This window comes from Streptomyces sp. CNP082 (assembly GCF_059570535.1).
On sequence record NZ_JCANSZ010000088.1, the window covers coordinates 1 to 17,840 of the forward strand.

At 68.9% G+C, this 17,840-nt stretch carries 21 protein-coding genes, 1 tRNA gene and 2 pseudogenes; 8 read left to right on the forward strand and 16 right to left on the reverse strand.

The features are described from left to right. The 8 genes from B124_RS34925 to B124_RS34960 all read right to left on the reverse strand — a co-directional run. Positions 1–721: universal stress protein (locus B124_RS34925; RefSeq protein ID WP_496507054.1), on the reverse strand; the 721-nt coding region annotated here is incomplete at its 3' end. 101 nt (positions 722–822) lie between these two features. Continuing rightward, the gene (locus tag B124_RS34930; RefSeq protein WP_496507055.1) at positions 823–2,112 is read right to left on the reverse strand and encodes a glutaminase; all 1,290 of its coding nucleotides are present in this window, start codon (positions 2,110–2,112) and stop codon (positions 823–825) included. A 15-nt stretch (positions 2,113–2,127) separates the two neighbouring features. Further along, positions 2,128–2,796 (reverse strand): NADPH-dependent F420 reductase, encoded by a 669-nt coding sequence (locus tag B124_RS34935; protein ID WP_496507056.1) that lies wholly within the window; start codon positions 2,794–2,796, stop codon positions 2,128–2,130. Then, positions 2,793–3,863, reverse strand: coding sequence for an LLM class flavin-dependent oxidoreductase (locus B124_RS34940; RefSeq protein WP_496507071.1), 1,071 nt, complete (start codon positions 3,861–3,863; stop codon positions 2,793–2,795). Before B124_RS34940 ends, B124_RS34935 begins: the two co-directional genes overlap by 4 nt. A 124-nt stretch (positions 3,864–3,987) precedes the next feature. Continuing rightward, positions 3,988–4,827, reverse strand: a complete 840-nt coding sequence (locus B124_RS34945; RefSeq protein ID WP_496507057.1) for an alpha/beta fold hydrolase — start codon at positions 4,825–4,827, stop codon at positions 3,988–3,990. 50 nt (positions 4,828–4,877) lie between these two features. Next, positions 4,878–5,297: a (4Fe-4S)-binding protein gene (locus B124_RS34950; protein ID WP_496507058.1), complete on the reverse strand. Its 420-nt coding sequence runs from the start codon at positions 5,295–5,297 to the stop codon at positions 4,878–4,880. 29 nt (positions 5,298–5,326) lie between these two features. Next, positions 5,327–5,635, reverse strand: a complete 309-nt coding sequence (locus tag B124_RS34955; RefSeq protein WP_496507072.1) for a GNAT family N-acetyltransferase — start codon at positions 5,633–5,635, stop codon at positions 5,327–5,329. A gap of 158 nt (positions 5,636–5,793) precedes the next feature. Further along, positions 5,794–6,513 carry a hydrolase gene (locus B124_RS34960; RefSeq protein ID WP_496507059.1) on the reverse strand — a complete coding sequence of 240 codons (720 nt, stop codon included), beginning with the start codon at positions 6,511–6,513 and terminating at the stop codon, positions 5,794–5,796. 139 nt (positions 6,514–6,652) lie between these two features. Here B124_RS34960 and B124_RS34965 point away from each other — a divergent pair, with 139 nt between their 5' ends. Further along, positions 6,653–7,117: a MarR family winged helix-turn-helix transcriptional regulator gene (locus B124_RS34965; RefSeq protein WP_496507060.1), complete on the forward strand. Its 465-nt coding sequence runs from the start codon at positions 6,653–6,655 to the stop codon at positions 7,115–7,117. A 116-nt stretch (positions 7,118–7,233) separates the two neighbouring features. Next, entirely contained in the window at positions 7,234–7,881 is a 648-nt protein-coding gene (locus B124_RS34970) for a DUF6461 domain-containing protein (RefSeq protein ID WP_496507061.1), read from the forward strand. A 234-nt stretch (positions 7,882–8,115) separates the two neighbouring features. On the opposite strand, the gene B124_RS34975 is transcribed toward B124_RS34970, so the two are convergent. Next, on the reverse strand, positions 8,116–8,307 hold the full coding sequence (locus tag B124_RS34975) for a hypothetical protein (protein ID WP_496507062.1): 192 nt from the start codon (positions 8,305–8,307) through the stop codon (positions 8,116–8,118). Then, positions 8,308–8,727, reverse strand: coding sequence for a hypothetical protein (locus B124_RS34980; RefSeq protein WP_496507063.1), 420 nt, complete (start codon positions 8,725–8,727; stop codon positions 8,308–8,310). 229 nt (positions 8,728–8,956) lie between these two features. Between B124_RS34980 and B124_RS34985 the strand changes: the two genes are divergently transcribed. The 3 genes and pseudogenes from B124_RS34985 to B124_RS34995 all read left to right on the forward strand — a co-directional run. Further along, positions 8,957–9,382 carry a hypothetical protein gene (locus B124_RS34985; protein WP_496507064.1) on the forward strand — a complete coding sequence of 142 codons (426 nt, stop codon included), beginning with the start codon at positions 8,957–8,959 and terminating at the stop codon, positions 9,380–9,382. Then, positions 9,379–9,726 (forward strand): winged helix-turn-helix domain-containing protein, encoded by a 348-nt coding sequence (locus B124_RS34990; protein ID WP_496507073.1) that lies wholly within the window; start codon positions 9,379–9,381, stop codon positions 9,724–9,726. Before B124_RS34985 ends, B124_RS34990 begins: the two co-directional genes overlap by 4 nt. Then, a pseudogene (locus B124_RS34995) lies at positions 9,695–10,004 on the forward strand (hypothetical protein); the annotation flags it as partial. The gene B124_RS34990 and the pseudogene B124_RS34995, both read left to right, overlap by 32 nt. Here the strand turns inward: B124_RS34995 and B124_RS35000 are convergent. Together B124_RS35000 and B124_RS35005 are read right to left on the reverse strand one after the other, a co-directional pair. Continuing rightward, a complete protein-coding gene (locus tag B124_RS35000) occupies positions 10,003–10,968 on the reverse strand; it encodes an aldo/keto reductase (protein WP_496507074.1) in 966 nt (321 codons plus the stop codon). The pseudogene B124_RS34995 and the gene B124_RS35000 overlap by 2 nt on opposite strands. Positions 10,969–10,985: 17 nt before the next feature. Further along, the gene (locus tag B124_RS35005; protein ID WP_496507065.1) at positions 10,986–11,861 is read right to left on the reverse strand and encodes an NmrA/HSCARG family protein; all 876 of its coding nucleotides are present in this window, start codon (positions 11,859–11,861) and stop codon (positions 10,986–10,988) included. Positions 11,862–11,953: 92 nt separating this feature from the next. Between B124_RS35005 and B124_RS35010 the strand changes: the two genes are divergently transcribed. After that, positions 11,954–12,415 (forward strand): MarR family winged helix-turn-helix transcriptional regulator, encoded by a 462-nt coding sequence (locus tag B124_RS35010; protein WP_496507066.1) that lies wholly within the window; start codon positions 11,954–11,956, stop codon positions 12,413–12,415. 7 nt (positions 12,416–12,422) lie between these two features. On the opposite strand, the pseudogene B124_RS35015 reads toward B124_RS35010, so the two are convergent. The 3 genes and pseudogenes from B124_RS35015 to B124_RS35025 all read right to left on the reverse strand — a co-directional run. Then, positions 12,423–12,753 (reverse strand): annotated as a pseudogene (locus B124_RS35015) (transposase family protein); the annotation flags it as partial. Between the two features lie 816 nt (positions 12,754–13,569). After that, complete coding sequence (locus B124_RS35020; RefSeq protein WP_496507067.1) at positions 13,570–14,664, reverse strand: aminotransferase class V-fold PLP-dependent enzyme; 1,095 nt, start codon at positions 14,662–14,664, stop codon at positions 13,570–13,572. Between the two features lie 38 nt (positions 14,665–14,702). After that, a complete protein-coding gene (locus B124_RS35025; RefSeq protein ID WP_496507068.1) occupies positions 14,703–15,947 on the reverse strand; it encodes a monodechloroaminopyrrolnitrin synthase PrnB family protein in 1,245 nt (414 codons plus the stop codon). A gap of 368 nt (positions 15,948–16,315) precedes the next feature. Here B124_RS35025 and B124_RS35030 point away from each other — a divergent pair, with 368 nt between their 5' ends. Both B124_RS35030 and B124_RS35035 read left to right on the forward strand, forming a co-directional pair. Then, positions 16,316–16,750, forward strand: a complete 435-nt coding sequence (locus B124_RS35030; RefSeq protein WP_496507069.1) for a hypothetical protein — start codon at positions 16,316–16,318, stop codon at positions 16,748–16,750. A 184-nt stretch (positions 16,751–16,934) separates the two neighbouring features. Further along, positions 16,935–17,345, forward strand: a complete 411-nt coding sequence (locus B124_RS35035; protein ID WP_496507070.1) for a hypothetical protein — start codon at positions 16,935–16,937, stop codon at positions 17,343–17,345. 231 nt (positions 17,346–17,576) lie between these two features. Here B124_RS35035 and B124_RS35040 read toward each other — a convergent pair. Beyond that, positions 17,577–17,650, reverse strand: a tRNA-Ala gene (locus tag B124_RS35040). Positions 17,651–17,840: the final 190 nt, after the last annotated feature.

Below are 17,840 nucleotides of genomic sequence, written 5' to 3' on the forward strand. Positions count from 1 at the left end.
CCCGTACGACCTCCTGATGCACCACCACATCCGGGTACGTCCCCTCCCGCCCCGCGACCGCCTCCGCCAGCACCCGACGGCACTCCTGCACCGCAGCAGCCTCATCCCCCACCCCCAGCAGCGGCGGATGCCACACATACACAGCCCGCAACCGCGCCCCCCGCAGCGCCGCCTCCTCAAACGCCCAGTCCACCGCCACCGCCGCATGCGCACTGCCGTCCACACCCACCACGAAATACGCCGGCTCCTGACTCACGTGCTCCGCCTCCCGCACGACGACCACCGGACAGGGCGCGCGGGCGCTGAGCTGCAGCGCCACCGAGGCGGGGCTGAACACCTCGCGCCACCTGCTCAGATGCCAGGAACCCACCACGACCAGGAAGGCGCTCCGCGCCTCCTGGAGCAGCACCCAGGCCGGCTCCTCCTCCCCCAGCACCGACGACACCTCCACCGCCGGCTGCCGGGACGCGACGAACTCCACCGCCTGCCGGAGCACCTGCTCCCCCACACCGCGCAGCGCACGGCCCCAGTCCTCCCGGTGCCACCGCTGCACCTCGGACCGGTACGTACCGGCCGGAGGCGGCAGCGCCTGCGCATGGACGAGCCGCAGCGGCAGCCCCCGCCGGGCCGCCTCATCGGCGGCCCAGACCAGCGCCAGCCGCTTCGTACGGTCAGGATCGACGCCCGCCACGATCGGCCGACGCCCGCTCGCACCAGCCATGACCGCCTCCACAGAGGTCCCTCACCTGCACACGTGCCGACGCCCTCCCAGCCTGCCCCCTCCACCCGCACCCCGCATGTCGGTGGCGGCGCGCCGCGTGCTCAGGCCCGCCGCGGCGGAAGCCCGGCCTGTGCCACGTTGCCTACGACGGTGACCCGGCCGCCGTCGCCGGGATCGGGGTCGGGCATGACCGACTCCGGGTCGACCAGGCAGACCTCGTGTCCGTCCAGCGTGAGCCGGCGCACGACCTCCAGCAGCATGCGCCGTGCCACGTCATCGATCGAATAGACCATCGTGAGGTCCAGAGCCACCCTGACTTCCGGGGGCGCAATGTCCAGGGCCTCCCGGACGACCCGTTCGGCTCCGGCAAAGCGGATCCCGCCCTGCAGTTGGAGGACCCGGACCGCGTCCGGTCCGCTGCCGGCGACGTGGTTGGACCGTACGACCGCACGCGCGGCCGGCGGGACCTCCATCACGTGCATGCCCATGTCGGAGGAGAACCGCCCGAAGAGCGACACCCCGCGGACGCTGTTCCCGTGGGGGTCCAGCCGCGGTGAGAACGTGGCGATGCCGATCTGCCCGGGGAGCGCGCCGATCAGCCCTCCGGCAACGCCGCTCTTCGCCGGAATGCCGACCTGCGTCGCCCAGTCACCGGCCGCGTCGTACATGCCGCAGGTGAACATGACGCTCAGCACCTGGCGCACCACCGGTTCGCTCACCACCTGCTCCCCCGAGAGGGGATTCACCCCGCGGTTGGCCAGCGTCGCAGCCATCATGGCCAGGTCCCGCGCGGTGACGAGCAGGGAGCACTGGCGGGTGTAGCCGTCAACGACGGCGTCCGGGTCCTCGGTGAGGATGCCGTGGCTGCGGAGCATGTGTGCGATGGCGAGGTTGCGGTGCGCGTGCTCCAGCTCTGACGCGCACACCGCCTCATCGGGCTTCAGCCGGCGGCCGGCGAACGCCGAAAGGCCGTGGATCACGCGCTCCACGCGCTCCGCCGGGTTCATGTCCGCCGTGCCGGCCAGCGAGTGGACGGTGATCGCACCGGCGTTGATCATGGGATTGAGAGGACGCCCGGTGTCGCTTTCGAGGGAGATCTGGTTGAACGCCTCGCCCGACGGCTCGACACCGACTTTGGCGAGCACAGGGCTAAAGCCGCGGTCGGCGAGCGCCAGCGCGTACGTGAACGGCTTGGAGATCGACTGGATCGTGAACTCGGTGTCGGTGTCGCCGGCGCCGTAGACCTCGCCGTCCACGGTGGCGAGGACCGCGCCGAGGCGCTCGGGGTCGGCTGCCGCCAGCTCGGGGATGTACCCCGCCGGCTCTCCGGAGGTGTCCGGCGCGACATCCCCGAGCGCCTCGGTCAGATAGTCGGGAATGATCGACCGCAACGGTCCTCCTCCGTGCTACGGGCGCTTTGTGAGCGTGGCCGGGGCAGGGTCTGCGGTGAGGGTACGGAGCCGGTCGATGCCGACGTTGGCGCCGAAGGCGGGGGTGCCGGGTTCGAGCCGGGCACCGGCCGCGAGGCCCCCGATGGTGAGCGGGTCGAATCCGAGCGAGTCGACCAGGCCGGACACGGCGGCGAGGTCCCCGGGTGAGTCGCCGGCCAGCGCGATCGCCTTCCGCCCGGGGGCCCCGGCCGGGCGGGCGCCGTCTTCGAGGTCGTGGTACCCCATGTGGTTGAAGGCCTTCACGACTCGCGCGCCCTTCAGGAACCGTTGCACGAACTCGCTGGAGGAGGTGCCGGGCGGGAGGATCGTCTCGCGGGGACCGTCCACCTCCCACCAGTGGTTCATCGCATCGACGACCAGCTTCCCCGCCAGCTCCGGCAGCGGGAGGCCGCGGTGCTTGCCGAGCGGGAGGGCGAGGATCACCACGTCGGCGGCGTCCGCGGCCTGGGCCGGCCACACGGCGGTCGCGCCGGGGGTGAGGACCTCGGTGGTCAGCGCGATCTTCGCCGGGTCGCCGGAGCCGGAGACGAGCACCCGGTAGCCGGCGGCGACCGCCAGGCGCGCCAGGACGGTGCCGGCCTTCCCGGCGCCCAGGATCGCGACGGTGGAGACGGGGGCGGTCATCGGGTCGCCCCGGCGGTGGCGGCGGGCTGGTCGGCCAGCAGCTCGCGGACCCGGGGGATGACCCGGGTGCCGTACAGCTCGACGGCACGCAGCCGCGCGGCGGCGGAGACGGTGCCGGCGGCGGAGTAGATCATGTCGAAGCGGCCCACGTCGAGCGCCCGTATCGCCTGGGCGATCTTGTTCGCGACGGTCTCCGGGGAGCCGACGTACAGCGATCCGTGCGCCACCTCGGCGTCGAACTCCTCCCGGCGCAGCGGCGGCCAGCCGCGCAGCGCCCCGATGCGGTCGCGGGTCTCCTTGTACCCGGGGTAGAACAGTTCCTTCGCCTCGTCGTCGGTGGCGGCGACGAACCCCGGCGAGTGCATCCCGACCGGCCGTGCGGTGGTGCCGAGCTGCTCGCTCGCCCGCCGGTACAGGTCGACGTAGGGAGCGAACCGGTCGGGGGCGCCGCCGATGATGGCGAGCATGAGCCGGAACCCGTAGCGGGCGGTGCGGATCACGGACTGCGGCGACCCGCCGACGCCCACCCAGGTGTCGAGGCGTCCCGACTCGGTCTTCGGGTAGACGTCGGCGTCGTGCAGGGACGCCCGGGTGGTGCCCTCCCAGGTGACCGGCGTCTCGTCCAAAAGCCGGTGGAACAGGTCGATCTTCTCCTCGAAAAGCACCTCGTAGTCCTGGAGGTCGTACCCGAACAGCGGGAACGACTCGGTGAACGAACCCCGCCCGAGGATCACCTCGGCGCGCCCGCCGGAGAGCGCGTCGACGGTGGCGAAGCGCTGGAACACCCGCACCGGGTCGTCCGAGGACAGCACCGTCACGCCCGAGGCGAGCCGGATGCGCTCGGTCGCGGTCGCGATGCCGGCGAGCACGGTCTCGGGGCTGGAGATCGCGAACTCCGGCCGGTGGTGCTCGCCCAGCGCGACCACGTCGATGCCGGCCTGGTCGGCCAGCACCGCCTCGGCCACGGCCGCGCGGATGGCCTGCGCGTACGAGACGATCTCCCCGCGGTCGTCACGGGGCCGGTCCCCGAAGCTGTCTATTCCGAATTCGATCTGCGAAGCATCCATCATTCACATTCCTCAGGACTTGCTGCGTTCTCGATGGCGCAGCCCGTTCGGGAAGGCCAGTTGTTGAGCTTTCAACCATCTGCCCTTCACCGGTATTCCCGGCTACCGGCCCCCCGCCGCGGAACTACCCGAGGAAGTCGCGCAGGGCCGCGTTGACCTCCTCCGCGTGCGTCCAGAGCAGCCCGTGCGGGGCACCCTCGATCTCCACGTACCGCGCATCGGGCAGGGCCTTGTGGAAGCGGCGGGCGGTGGCGTCGATGGGCAGGATCTTGTCGGCCGTGCCGTGCAGGATCAGGGCCGGCTTGCCGCTGTCGCGCACCGCTTCGACGTCGGCGCGGAAGTCCTCGATCCAGGCCGGGACGACCGCGTAGGCCGCCACGGGGGCACTCGTCACCGCCACGTTCCAGCTCGCGGTGACGGCCTCCTGGCTGATCCGGCTGCCGAGGTTCTCCCCCAGGTCGTAGAAGTCCGAGAAGAACTGCGTGTACCAGGCGTACCGGTCGTCCTTCGCCGCCGCCTCGATGCCGTCGAAGACCTTCTGCGGCACGCCCTCGGGGTTGTCGTCCCGGGCGACGAGGAAAGGCTCCAGCGAGGCCAGGAACGCGAGCTTGGCCACCCTTTCGTGCCCGAACCGGGAGACGTAACGGGCCAGCTCACCCGTACCCATCGAGAAGCCCACCAGCACGGCGTCCCGGAGGTCGAGCGTCTCCAGCACCTTGTCCAGGTCCGCGGCGAAGGTGTCGTAGTCGTACCCGGAGTTCACCTTCGACGATCTGCCGAAGCCGCGGCGGTCGTAGGTGATGACGCGGTATCCGGCGGCCAGGAGATGCCGCGTCTGACGCTCCCAGCTGTGCCCGTTCAGCGGGTATCCGTGGATGAGGACGACGGGCTGGCCGGCGCCCTGGTCCTCGTAGTACAGCTCGACGGGCGTGCTGTTCTCTTCTCCTACGGTGATGTATCCCATGTGCTCGTCCTTTCTGAGTCAGGTCGCTTCTGAGTCAGGTCGCTTCTGTGTCAGGTCGCTGTCTGGCCGCAGGGCCCCGCGTGGTCGCAGTACGGCTGCAGACGGCTCTGTCCGCAGCCGCACAGAACGGCCCTGGTCTCGGCGCGCGGGCCCGCCGCCGTGTCCACGCTCAGCTCGCCGCGCACGGTCAACTGCCCGGCGGAGTTGCGTGTGAGGTGTGTGGGCCGGTCAGGGGTCTCCGGTCCGCCGTCCACGAGTGCGTACTGCAGCGCACCCGAGGGGCAGCGCCGTACCACCTCGGCCAGACGCTCGGCCGCGGCGCCGTCCGGCCGGATCCACGGGCGCTCGCTCGAGTCGAAGACCTCCGGCAGACCGTTGACGCACTCGGCGGCGTGCAGGCAGCGCGCGGCCTCGAACGTCACGGTTATCGACCGGCCCTCGTACGCCCTCTTCTCGGTTCTGCCGCTCATACCGGCCTCCGTCGCCGCCATGCCGGTGCTCAGTCGCTGACGCTGCTGCGGGACTGGTACAGCAGGTCCTGGTAGTCGGGGTGCCGGGCGATCCAGCCCGCGAAGAACGGGCAGGTCGCCAGCACCCGCAGGTTCGCGGCGCGCGCCTCGTCGAGGGCGGTACGGGCCAGCGCCGACCCGACGCCCCTGCCCTCGTACTCGGGTGGGACCTCGGTGTGCACGAACGCGACGAGTTCCGCCGTGCGGATGTAGTCCGCGAAGCCCGCGACCTCGGACTCTCCGTCTACCCGGGCTTCGTACCGCTTGGCCTCGGGAACGTCATTCACCTCTACGGCCACTTCGTCCTCCATTCGTCTTCCGCGTGGGTTGTCTCATGCGCAGGCGCGGCCACTCCCCAAGAATGGGATTGCGCGGGAAATCGGCGTCATCGGACACGGGCGTTCACGGCGAAGTAGCCCGGATACAGGAGCGCGCCGCCTGGCACCGGCAGGCGTTGTCAGGCTGCGTCGCCAGCGCTCCCAGCGCTCCCGGCGCTCCCGGCGCTCCCGGCGCTCCCGGCGCTCCCGGCGCTCCCGGCGCTCCCGGCGAGGAGTTGCATCTCCCAGGCGAAGGCCACACCGGAGGCGCCGCCGTGCTGCGCCTGGACCTCCGCGACACCCGGGACGGTCTCCTCCCGGGCCCAGTCGCGCTGCCACTCGCCCACCACGGCCAGCCAGGTGATCGGCACCACGCCCGCCTGGATCATGCGCTGTACCGCCATGTCGTGGGCTTCCTTGGAAACCCCGCCCGAGGCGTCGGTGACGGCGAAGACCTCGAAGCCCTCCCCCGCCGCCTGTATGGCCGGCATCGCCACACAGATCTCCGTCCAGAGACCGGCGATGATCAGCTTCTTGCGCCCGGTCGCCTTGACGGCGTCCACGACCCGCTCGTCCTGCCAGGTGTTGATGAGGGTCCTGTTGATCGGCTTCTGCTCGGGGAACACGTCCTGGACCCCCTGGATGAGCAGCCCGCCGCGCTCCTCCAGGACCGTCGTCAGCACGGTCGGGACGTCGAACACCTTGGCGGCCTTGGCGAGTCCGACGACGTTGTTCACGACCATCGTCGGCTCGTGGCTGTGCAGGTTGGCGAACTGGAACGGCTGGTGGTCGATGAGCGCGAGGACGCTCTCCTCGGGCGTCAGCAGTGCGTTCAGTCCGGCCTTGTTCTCGGCACTCACGGGATTCCCCTCCTGGAGCTGCGCATTTGGTTGACGCATCACCTACATTAAAAGGACGACCGTTGATACGTCAACCAGACCGGAATCGGCCGCGCCCGGGGGATGGATGAGGCGTCGGCGATCTCGCTACGCTCGGTCCATGGACGCAACGCCTCGCTGGCTGACCTCGGAGGAGGCCGCGGCCTGGGACGGCTTCATCCGCATGCAGGAGAAGCTCATCGGCCGGCTCTCCCGCCGGGTCCATGCCGACTCCGCGATGTCCGCCTCCGACTACACCGTGCTGGTCAAGCTCACCGAGGCCGGCGGGCGGATCCGCTTCATGGACCTGGCGAAGCTGGTGGAGTGGGAGAAGAGCCGCATGTCCCACCAGGTCGGGCGGATGGTGAAACGCGGACTGGTGGCCAAGGAGGAGTGCCCGGACGACGGCCGCGGAGCGTTCATCGTCGCCACCCCCGCCGGCTACAGGGCGATCGAGGACGCCGCCCCCGTCCACGTCGAACACGTCCGCCGACTGTTCATCGACGCCCTCACCCGGGAAGAACTCGCCGCGGTCGCCCGGATCTCGAACCACGTCCTCGCCCACATGGAGAAGCAGCCCGACTGACAGACCGGACAGCAGGCTGCCGCCGACGTCGCGCGCGCCGGCGTCGTGATCGTTCCCCGCACGGGCCTTGCTGGGCTACGTTGCAGCGTGAGTTGCCGGCCGCGGGAAGGGCGGACGTGGCGAACGGGCTGCGGTGGATAGCGACCGAGTACGAGTTGGGCTACACCTTCACGCTGTGCGAGGGCATCGAGCCGCGGGAGTTGCAGGTGCGGATGGGGGCGGAGCCGCAGCACATTCACGAGCTGACCGATGACGCGGTAGCCGAACTCCAGATGCGGCCGGAGGACGGCCACCTGGGCGACATGGAGTTTCTCGACTGGGAGGACGAGGCCCTGGTGGCGCGCCTGACGGACGCGGGATTCCTCTCCCATCCGGAGGCACTCGTCCGCGCCGGCGCGGTCCCCGGCTGGGCCTATGCCATCGAGAACGTCTCCAGCCGTGCCACTGCCTGCCTGGCGTCGTTGTCGCGCGGCACGCGCGTGTACACCGTGTTCCGCAGCATCAATGGCGAGCACCAGATCGGCTACGCCCGTGACGGCCAGGTGCTGGCCTACTGCGAACCGGGCTTGCCGCATCTGGGAGGCGAGGGTGCACAGGAGGGTGTGCCGGGCTTCGTCTACTCCGGCGAGGAACTCCCCGACGTCGCCTTCCTGCGCTTCCTCGAGCGCGAACACGGGATCCACATCGCTCGGGAGGACACCCGGGCCCCGCTGCCCACCGCGGCTTTCGCACAGGCCAGCTACCGATCTCCGCCCGCCCCTTGAGCAGCGATGAGGCATCGAGCAGACCCCGGAATGACAAAGATCCCGGACGGCCACGAAGATCGTCGGGATCTTGTCAACCGAACCTGAGCTGACTCGAGAACGGCCCTGAAGTGGCCCGTTCACGAGCGGGGTTGACCAGCACAGTCCTGGGCCATTGAAGATCGCTCCCCACGCACGGAGTGATCGTTCCCCGCCGATGGATTGGGTGGGGCTGGTACCCGACGTATGACGACGTCACCTGGCCAGAGGGATCTGACCGATGTCATCCAGGGTCGGCTGGAGAGCTGCGGATGGCTGGCGGAAAGCGGCGAAGGGTGGCGCTGGGTCGACCACACGTACCAGAACGACGATGCGATGCTCCGGATCCGGATCCGGTACCCGCCCGACATCGACGTGATCCGACTCGATCTCGAATGCGAGGAGCACCTAGTGCAGCTCTCCATACTCCTTCGATGACTCGCCGGACTGGATTCTCGCTCTGATCATCCGTGAGCAGTCGTCGCTGTCTGAGGAGACCTGGCGGGCCTTCATCTCTTCTCTGATCGAGCTGTCTCCCCGGTTCGTCTCGTTGGCTGACGAGGACAGCGAGGAGGAGGTGATCACGGACGGGTACGAGGGCGTGGCCGCGCTACGCGAGATCAACTGGGGGTGATGAAGACCAGACGCATCCTGCTGGTTCCGGGCCCGGGTGATCGCCTTGGCGAAGATGTCCCCGCCGGCGGATTCCGGGCTGCCGCACCGGTCGACGCGAACGCTGGCCACGACCGCTCGAAGCGGCGCGAGGGCATTTCGGTGTCCTGGCACCACGTGGCCCGAATCCGGCGTGAGGAGAACCTGAAGCCGCATCGTTCGGGCACCTTCAAGATCTCGAAGGACCCGGCGTTCGCGGAGACTGACACCCTCGTGGTCACCATCCGCATGCTGCCCCCAGGACCGCGGCAGGTCGCTGCTCCTGACCGGCACCTACCGGAGTCAATGACCGCGCAGGGTCAGCGGTTGGCCGACACCTGGCACGTCCGCTGCCAATCCAGAGAAAGTACTTGCCATTTCAGAAAGTACTTGCCACCCTGTCAGCATGGCGATGAACGAACTGGATGCAGCAGCTACGCTGGCGCAGGCAGAGCGCCTCAAGGCCTCCGTGGGCAGACGCTCGCGCTGGGTGGTCCGCTATCAGCTGGCCTACGGCACCGCCTCCTTTGCCATGGTGCTCGCCGTCGGACTGCTGAGCGGCCCTGTAGGCGTCGCGGTCAGCATGGCCATCTGGGTGCCGACGATCGGTGTGCTCAGTGCCTACGCGATGCGGCAGCCGGTCGCGCACCGCGGGATGGCCGTCACGCACGGCGTGATGGTCGGTGCCTGGGCCGCGCTGTACGGGCTTGTGCTCGCCGTCGGCATCTCGCTCTTCCACGGGGACCTCATCTGGTGGCTGGCAGGCGCGGTGCTGGTGGCCCTGCCTGGGTTCGCGGCAGCATGGGCAACGGCGCGGCGGGTACGGGCATGAGCCACCCCCGGCACCTGCTGGACGACGTCATTCATTCACCCGTCAGGTTTTCGATCATGGCGACACTCGTGGCGGCGGACAAGGCGGAGTTCGCCTACGTACGCGACACCGTCGAGCTCAGCGACTCGACCCTCTCGAAGCAGACCGCCACCCTTGAGAAGGCCGGGTATGTCAAGGTCACCAAGGGACACATCGGCAAGCGCCCCCGGACCTGGCTGTCACTCACCGCCCTGGGGCGCCGCGCCTTCACCGCGCATGTCGAAGCGCTGCGCGCCATCACCGAGAAGACCTCAGAAGCCGTATCGGAGGACGGCGGCGGAACAACCCGGACAACTCGAATGTGACCCGGCCCGCGTCGAACGCCGACGCATAGCGCACCGCCGCAAGGCCCGCCTCGCCGCAGCGGACTGGCCCGTTCCCAAGGCGGCCTGACCAGCAAGATCCACCTCGCCGCCGACACCGCCTGCCGCCCGCTCGCGCTCATCGTCACCGCCGGGCAGGCCGGTGACAGCCCCCGGTTCATCCCCGTTCTGAACAAGAACAAGGTCAGGATCCCGGTCGGCAGGTGCTCACCCGCCCCGGCGCCATCGCGGGCGACAAGGCCCACTCGTCCCGCAGCTCTATCGATCGATTGTGGCCATCGCGGCGGTGGGGTAGCGCTCACCGGCCGGCGCCGGCATCTGCGTGTCGATAACGGTGAGGTCGTGGACGGTCAGCTCGATATCGGCCGCTGCAAGGTTCGCCTCAAGGTAGGTCCGGCGTTTGGTGCCCGGGATCGGGACGATGTCCTGTCCCTGAGCCAGAAGCCACGCGAGCGCGAGTTGTGCCGGTGAACACCCTCTTTGCTCCGCGAGTTGGCAGACCTTGGCGGCGAGATGTTTGTTGAGTTCGAAGTTCTCACCCTGGAAGCGCGGGATGTGGGTCCGTACGTCGTCTGGAGCGATCTCGTCGGCTGAGCCGAAGCGACCGGACAGGAAACCGCGTCCCAGCGGGGAGTAGGCGACGAATCCGATGCCGAGGTCGCGGCAGGCTGGCAGGATCTCGGCCTCGACCTCGCGGGTCCACAGCGAATACTCGGTCTGCAGCGCCGTGATCGGGTGCACCGAGTCCGCCCGGCGCAGGGTCTGCGCCGAGGCTTCGCTGAGCCCGATGCCGCCGACCTTGCCTTGTTGGACGAGGTCACCCATGGCAGCGACGGTCTCTTCGATCGGTGTGCGTGGGTCCACACGGTGCAGGTAATACAGGTCCACGTGATCGGTCCTCAGCCGCCGCAGCGATCCCTCGATCGACCGCCGAACGTTCTCCGGCGAGCCGTCGAGCCCAGGATTGTCCGGGGTTCCGGCGCCGAACTTGGTGGCCAAGATGACTTCATCACGCCGTCCCGCGATCGCCTTGCCGATCAGCTCCTCATTGGTGAACGGCCCGTACATCTCGGCGGTATCGAGGAAGGTGCAGCCGAGGTCGATGGCCCGATGGATGGTAGCGAGTGCCTCACCCTCGTCCGTGACTCCGTAGAAGGCCGACATACCCATGCAGCCGAGGCCGATGGCCGGCACGGTCAGCGTTCCAAGTCTCCGCTGCTTCATAAGAAATCCCTCCTTGGTCAGCTGCCGGCGGCCGGTCGCCATCCGGTCTCCCTCAGCCAGTCCCGCAGCGTTTTCAGCCCCGGGTGCCGCTCACGCAAGGCGGCGATATCGGCCTGGTAGCCGGATCCGTCGAACCATTCGAACATCAGCGCCAGGTCCTCGCTGAACCCTCGGATCTGCGCCAGCGGCTGTTCCTCATAGCGCGCAGAGATGCTCGTCGCCTCCTCAAAGGCCGCGGCGATCTCTGGCCCGGTGAGTTCGTCACCGGCGAGCGCCACCGCCTGCCCGATGTACACCTCAGGCCGGTCGAACGCCTCCGCTGCCACTATCCCGATGTCCGCCGTGGCGATCATCTGCAACGGCCGGTGCGCCGGCAGCGCCAAGCGCACCGTCAGCGTCCCGTCCGCCGACTGCGGAGGCTGGTCAGCGAAGTTCTCCATAAAAAAGACGGGGCGCAATACCGTGGCGGGCACCTGCAGGTCCCGAAGGTGGCACTCGATCGCCCACTTGCTCTCGAAATGCGGTACCCCGCTGTCCCGCTCCGCGCCGTCCACCGATGAGTAGACCACGTGCGCCACACCCAGTTCCTTGGCCGCCGCCGCCACCGCCTTGCCCTGCCGCACCTCGCCGACGAGGCCAGCGGCTGTCAGGAAGGTCTGAACACTGAACACACCATGGACGCCGGTCATCGCGTCGCGGAGTGAGGCCGGGTCATCGAGGTCTCCCTGGACGATGACCGCCCCCTGGGCGGCGAGGTCCTCGGCCGCGGAAGAGTCGGCCGTGCGTGTCAGCACCCGCACCGGCCGGCCTCGCCGCAGCAACTCGCGTGCGACCGCGCCGCCTTGCCGGCCTGTCGCCCCAATGACCAAGACCGTGCCGTCTTGCGTCGTCATAGACCTGTTCCTTCCACGTGAGACAGCCCCTCTTCGGGGGTGCACTGCAACTGTAGCAAATTGCAACGGTTGCTGTCTGCTACCATAGCGGCATGAGAGCTTCCCGTGCCAGGCCGCCGTCATTGCTTGCCCTGCCCTCGTACCTGGCGGCGCAGGTGTCCAAGGTCGGTCGCCGCCACTTCGAGGGCCTTCTGGAAGAGCAGGGCCTCGCGTCTCTTGATCACGCTGTCCTGGCGACGCTGGATGACTTCGGCACGCTGTCCCAGCAGCAACTGGCCGATTCGCTCGATCTCGACAAGAGTCATCTCGTAGGACGCATCGACCAGTTGGAGTTGCGCGGCTTCCTCACCCGAACCCAAGATCCCAGCGACCGACGCCGACACAGAATCGCTCTCACGCCCTCTGGCCGGACACTCCTAGAGCAGCTACGACCCGCCGCCGAAGAATCACAGCGGCGTTTTCTCCACCCTCTCTCAGCCGCAGAGCAACGAACCCTGACCTCCCTGCTCCGACGCGTACTGGTCGCTGACGATAATGGCGATCTTGATCACTGAACCCCTTTCATCCTGAGTAGTCGCAGGTCAGTAGGACGTGTACGGCTTGGATGGTGCGGCTGCTGCCGGGGGGGGGGGGGGGGAGCAGCGTTCTCGCTGCAGAATGCGCCAGGTTTGAGGCGGGCGAAGGCTCGCTCCCCGGGAGCGCGCAGGCGGGCGTGGTCGCGGTTGTACTGCTGGTGGTGCTCGGGCTGTTCATGGTGGTGGTCGTAGGGAGTGTGGAACGTAGCGGCGGCGCCTTGATGGGCGCGGTCCGCTATTACCAGGATGTTCCTGGTCAGGCAGGCTTGGACGACGCCCTGGGCGCGTGCTGAGGTCAGGTCGTGGTGGTAGCGGGGTTTCGAGGAGCAGCAGCCGCCGCGCCCGGGGCGCGCCGAGTGCGGCGGCAAGGTCCGGGCGGGCGTCGGCGTCCGCTCCCCAACAGCATGCCGATGCCGCGGACCGGGTAGCGGACGGCGGGCATCCAGGGCTTGCGGGACCACAGACGCGGCCAGGCGAACGCGGACAGTAGGAGCACGAGCCTGCGAGCGTCGAGCACCTGCCGGCTCGGGCCGAGAGGTCATTCGCTGTTCGCGATCGTGTGGGTACCGGAGTCCGCATGCCAGGCCAGATTGCGGCGGGCTTCGCGGAACATCGCGGCGGCTCCGCGCCCGGATCAGCGTAAGGGCCCGGTGGTGGACGTCGGACTCCAGCACCTGCGGATCCAGGGCTAGGGCGTGCACCGGCGCCCGCTGCTCAGTAGGCCCGCAGGTCGTCGGGCCCTTCGGTTGCCGAGCTTACGGCGGCTGAGGCATCCCCGTCGGCCCGACCGGCTCCGCGCCATGCGCGCGTAGGGGATTTCGGGCTTCCATTCTCACTCAGCGACCGAGACGACTGAGACCGTCTGCCCAAGCGGTGATCGCGTGTGTCCCTTGCGACTTCGGTCTACTTCTTGCCCATGGTTTGAAGCGGAAGCCGAAGAGGCCCCCAGAGTCGTGTTCGTCGGTTACTGTAACGCGCCGGAACCCGGCCCACCGCGGTCCGCCGGTCGAGCACGCCCCCAGTGCCTGACCGCCCCCCGCTCGGACGACGCCAACGCCTTCGTCCTCGGGCTCGTCGTGCCAGCGTGCCGTCCACGATCCGCAGCCGCTCCACGACGGTGTCCGAGTCTGCGGTCAGCTCGTTCGATAGCGGGAGATTTCCCGCGCGACTGACTCCACGTCCGACTCGGTCGTGTAGTAGTGAACGGCGAGGCGGAGCAGACCGTTGCGCGGGCTGGTGGTGATCCGTCGGGCGGCCAGGTACCCCGCGAGGTCGTTGGGGTCGTGGTCGTGCAGTGCGACCTGCGGGCCGCGGAGGTCGTCGGTGGCGGGTGAGGCGATGTCCTCGCCCTGCGCGGTCAGCAACTCGTGCAGGTAAGCGGTGAGTCCGCGGACGTGGGTGGCCACCGCCGCCGGGTCGGTCTGCGAGAGGAGTCGCATCCCGGCCACGGCGCCGTACGCGGCGGGCACGGGCGGGGTCCCGATCTCGTAGCGTCGGGCGGTAGGTGCGAAGTCGAGGCGCCGGGGGTCGAAGGCGAATGGCTCGACCCGGCCGAACCAGCCGGTCAGCTGCGGCTCCAGGTCGCGGGCGGTGCCGTTGCGGACGTACAGGAAGGCCAGTCCCGGCAGGCCGAGCAGATACTTATTCGCGCCACTGACCAGGTAGTCGCAGTCGAGCGAGGCGACGTTCACCGGTTCGACGCCGACGGCTTGGTAGGCGTCGACGAGGACCTGCGCGCCGCGGTGACGGGCCAGCGCGGTGATCTCGTCGACCGGCAGCCGCTGGCCGTGCCGGTAGGTGACCAGGGGCACCGACACCAGCCGAGTCGCGTCGTCGATCACCCGCCCGTACGCCTCGGCGGTGGCGAATCCGGTCCCGGTCTCGGCGTACCGCACGGTCACACCGCGCTGCCGCTGCGCCAGCCACACGTGCGCGATCGACGGGAACTCCAGGTCGGTGGTCACTACGGCCTCGCCCGACCCCCACGAGATGCCGGACGCCGCTTGGTAGGCGCCCTCGGAGGCGCACGAGACGACAGCGACCTCGTCGGAGTGGGCTCCGATCAGCGTCGCGAAGCCACGGCGCGCCTGCTCGACCCGGTCGATCCAGTGTTCCCACGGGTTGCCGTACTTGCTGAACGTGCCCTGGAACTCTGCCAGCGCCCGGGCGACGCCGTGGGAAAGCGCACCTTGGCTGCACGACGCAAGATGGATCACCGTCTCGAGCATCGGGAACTCCGCACGGAAATCCTCAGGACCGTGAAACATCACTTTCTCCCGACCCCGAGAAGGTCTCGGAGCCGGTCCAAGGCCGCCCTCGCGCCGGGGGCATCGGGCCGGGGGTGGGCGGTGCGCATGTGTTTCAGTCGCTCGAGTGCGGCCAGCACCACTGCCAGCGGCGGCCCGCTCGCTGTCAGCTCATCGAGCTCCTCGGGCGGCGCCTCGGCCGCCGGCGCCTCAAGGAACGGCTTGACGAGCTGGTGGTGGTGGAAGGCGTAGGCGGCGCCGTGCGCGCGGCACACCGCGAGGAACAGCTCGCCGTTGGTCCGCAGCGACGGCGTGGGCGACCCGTCCGCGGCCTCGGACAGGAACCGGTCCAGCAGCGAATCATGCCCCACGCCCTGCCGCATCAGCACCTGGTCCTCGGGCGGCACAAAGGGGTATTTCTCCACGAGCACGGACTGGTAGAACGGATCCTTTGCCGAGACCAGGCCCAGCAGCAGGTCAATCTCGTTGACCGCAGAGAAGTCACCGGCATTCGCGCCCCGGTAAAGGACCCCGCCGACCCCAAACGGCTTGAAGTACGGTCGGATGTTGAGGAAGAAACGGTCGGCGTCGAGGGTCGCGGCGAGGGCGCGGTTGAACCGCATCACATCGGCGAGCGACGCGCTCGCCTGCTCGAACAGATATGCCGCCATCGGGTTGGACACCCCCATCGGGGGAACCCGCCGCAGCGCGTCCGCGGCACGCTGGTAGGCGAGCACGGCGAGCCCGTTCTGAGTGACGAAGACCTCTTCGTCGGAGAGCGCGGTGAACCGCCGGTAGAGGCCGCGCTCGGCCGGATTGTAGATCGACTGGTGCGCGAATACGTACCTCGGCGCGACGCCGAGTGACGATCCGAGCAACTGCACCAGTGACCAGGCGGAACGCAGTGACTCGGCCTGCTCCGTACCGTCGACTCGGTGCCGGCGGCACGCTGCCAGGTAGAACCCCACCGCGCCGAGAAGCTGATAGCGATCGCGGGCTGCCGCGTCCAGGGTGTAGTCGTCGGTGACCCGCGCGATCAGCGCACCACCCGCACATACCAGCTCACGCTTGGCCTCCTCGAGGTCCGGCCGCCCCACCAGGGTCTCCGACCGGGCGGCGAAGTATGCCCCCTCCAACTCAGTGTTCAACTCGACGAAGTCATGACGCAGCCAGCTTTCGAACCGTTGCATCGCGGCATCCAGCCGCTTCGGCGTGGCACTCATGGGTTCAGCCTTCGTGCACAGCGAGCGGACGAACAGGTCCAAAGAAGGGCGGCTCCATCGGGCCAAAACGGCCCGCCTCTTTGGGGGTAGTTCACATAATTGCCCAGGTCAGGTTGACAGAACCCCCGCTTTGGAGAGATCTAGAGCGGGGGTTCGTCCTGTGCGTGAGAGGTCGTTCTCTTTCCGAACCTCGTGTGACGTCTTCGCTGGTCAGGGATGAAGTAGCCGCTGCCGCGGGAGCCTGGGCTTGTTGCCGGGCGAGAGGTCGTGGAGGTGGCGGATGCCGTCGATGCGGGCGGTTCTGGAAACGCGGCAGAAGGCCGCAGCCGCGCAGGTGAAGCAACTCGAAGCCGAGTTGGAACGGGTAACGGGCGGCTCTGGCGGACGCCGAGGAGGTGCACCGGCATCGGGTGATCGGCCTTGAGCAGTATCTGGAGGCGCTGGCCGATCAGGACCCACCCGCCGACGTGGCCGGTGAGGTGTCGCGGAGGAAGCCGGTCGGACCGCGCCGGGCGGTGCCTCACCGGCGCCACGCCACCGAGGTGAAAGAGCTGTCGCCGGACTATCAGGTGTTGTTGGCCGCCGCAGCCGATGCGGGAGGCGACGGGCTCGGTGCCCGGCAGGCGGCGGTGGTGCTGGGCTGGGACAGTGCATCCGCCTCCCGCGTCGAAGGTGCGAGGGCGCGGCTGAAGCGGCTGGTGGAGCGAGGCTGGCTGGCGGCGCCGAATCCGGGTAGGTTCACGCTGCTGCCCCCGCTGCCGGAACAGGACGCCACTGGGTCCCGGGCGGCCAGGCGGCGGCTTATGAGCATGGTCATCGACCACCAGATGACGGCTCCTCGGTGAGCATGGTGAACTGGACGGGGACGCCTACCTGTTCCGCCCGGGCCGGAAGGTCGAGGCCGCGAAGAACCTGGTCAGTTCGTGGTCGCTCCGGCACCGCCCACCCGAGCCACCCACGCGGCGGCCCGACCACCAGATCCCCGACGCCGAACACCTCGCACCGCCGCCTGAGAAGACGCTGCCCAAGGTGTGCTGTGCGGGTTCCATCACCGTGCCCGCGGACGCCGAAGGAGCAGACTGGCGCCTGGCCAAGTACCGCCAGGACGTCCACTACTTGCACACGTCCTGGGTCAACACCTACCGGCCGATCCGCAGCCACAACGAAGGCGCCAACGGACGCTTCAAGAGCGGGAAACTCGACATCGGCAACCCCAAACACCGGCCGGCCCCCGGCCAGGTTGCCCAGGCGCTTCTCCTCGCGGTCATGCTCACGATCGCCAACCTGACCGTCCTGGAAACCTGGCTTCTGGAACGCGACGGCCCGGACGAACTCACCACCGCCGACTTCGACGCGAGCGGCCCTCTGCCACCACGCACCGCCCACGACGTAAGGCACGTCTTGCCGACGGGACGCCCGCCGCCACTGCGCACCGCCTGACCGAGCTTTCGCGAAACAACACCACATCGCCGAAGCACACCGATCACCACGATTGGCGTGCTTCCCCATGCCCGGAAACAGGCGAGCGCACGATGCACGCCCGCCAGACTCCGGCGGCACCGGCACGCAGACCTCCCGACGAACCCGGAGAAGGCGAAATCCCGTCTGATCGAGACGATCGGACGGGATCTCGTGAACCGCCTACGAGGTCACTCGTGAACGGCCCTGAAGTGGACCTGTGGGGATTTGAACCCCAGACCCCCTCGATGCGAACGAGGTGCGCTACCGGACTGCGCTACAGGCCCTCACAACGGAAGGAACCTTAGCACCCCGGCCCCCTGGCCAGGAAATCGGTTCTCGTCGCGACGGGCGTGCTACTCGTTGGCCGCGCGGCGGCGGGGTGGGTCGGCGTACTGGTCGAAGAGGGGGGTGCGGTTGGCGGGGCGGGGGCGGGGGGGTGGCGGGTGCGGTTTGCGGGGTTCCGCCGTGCTGGAG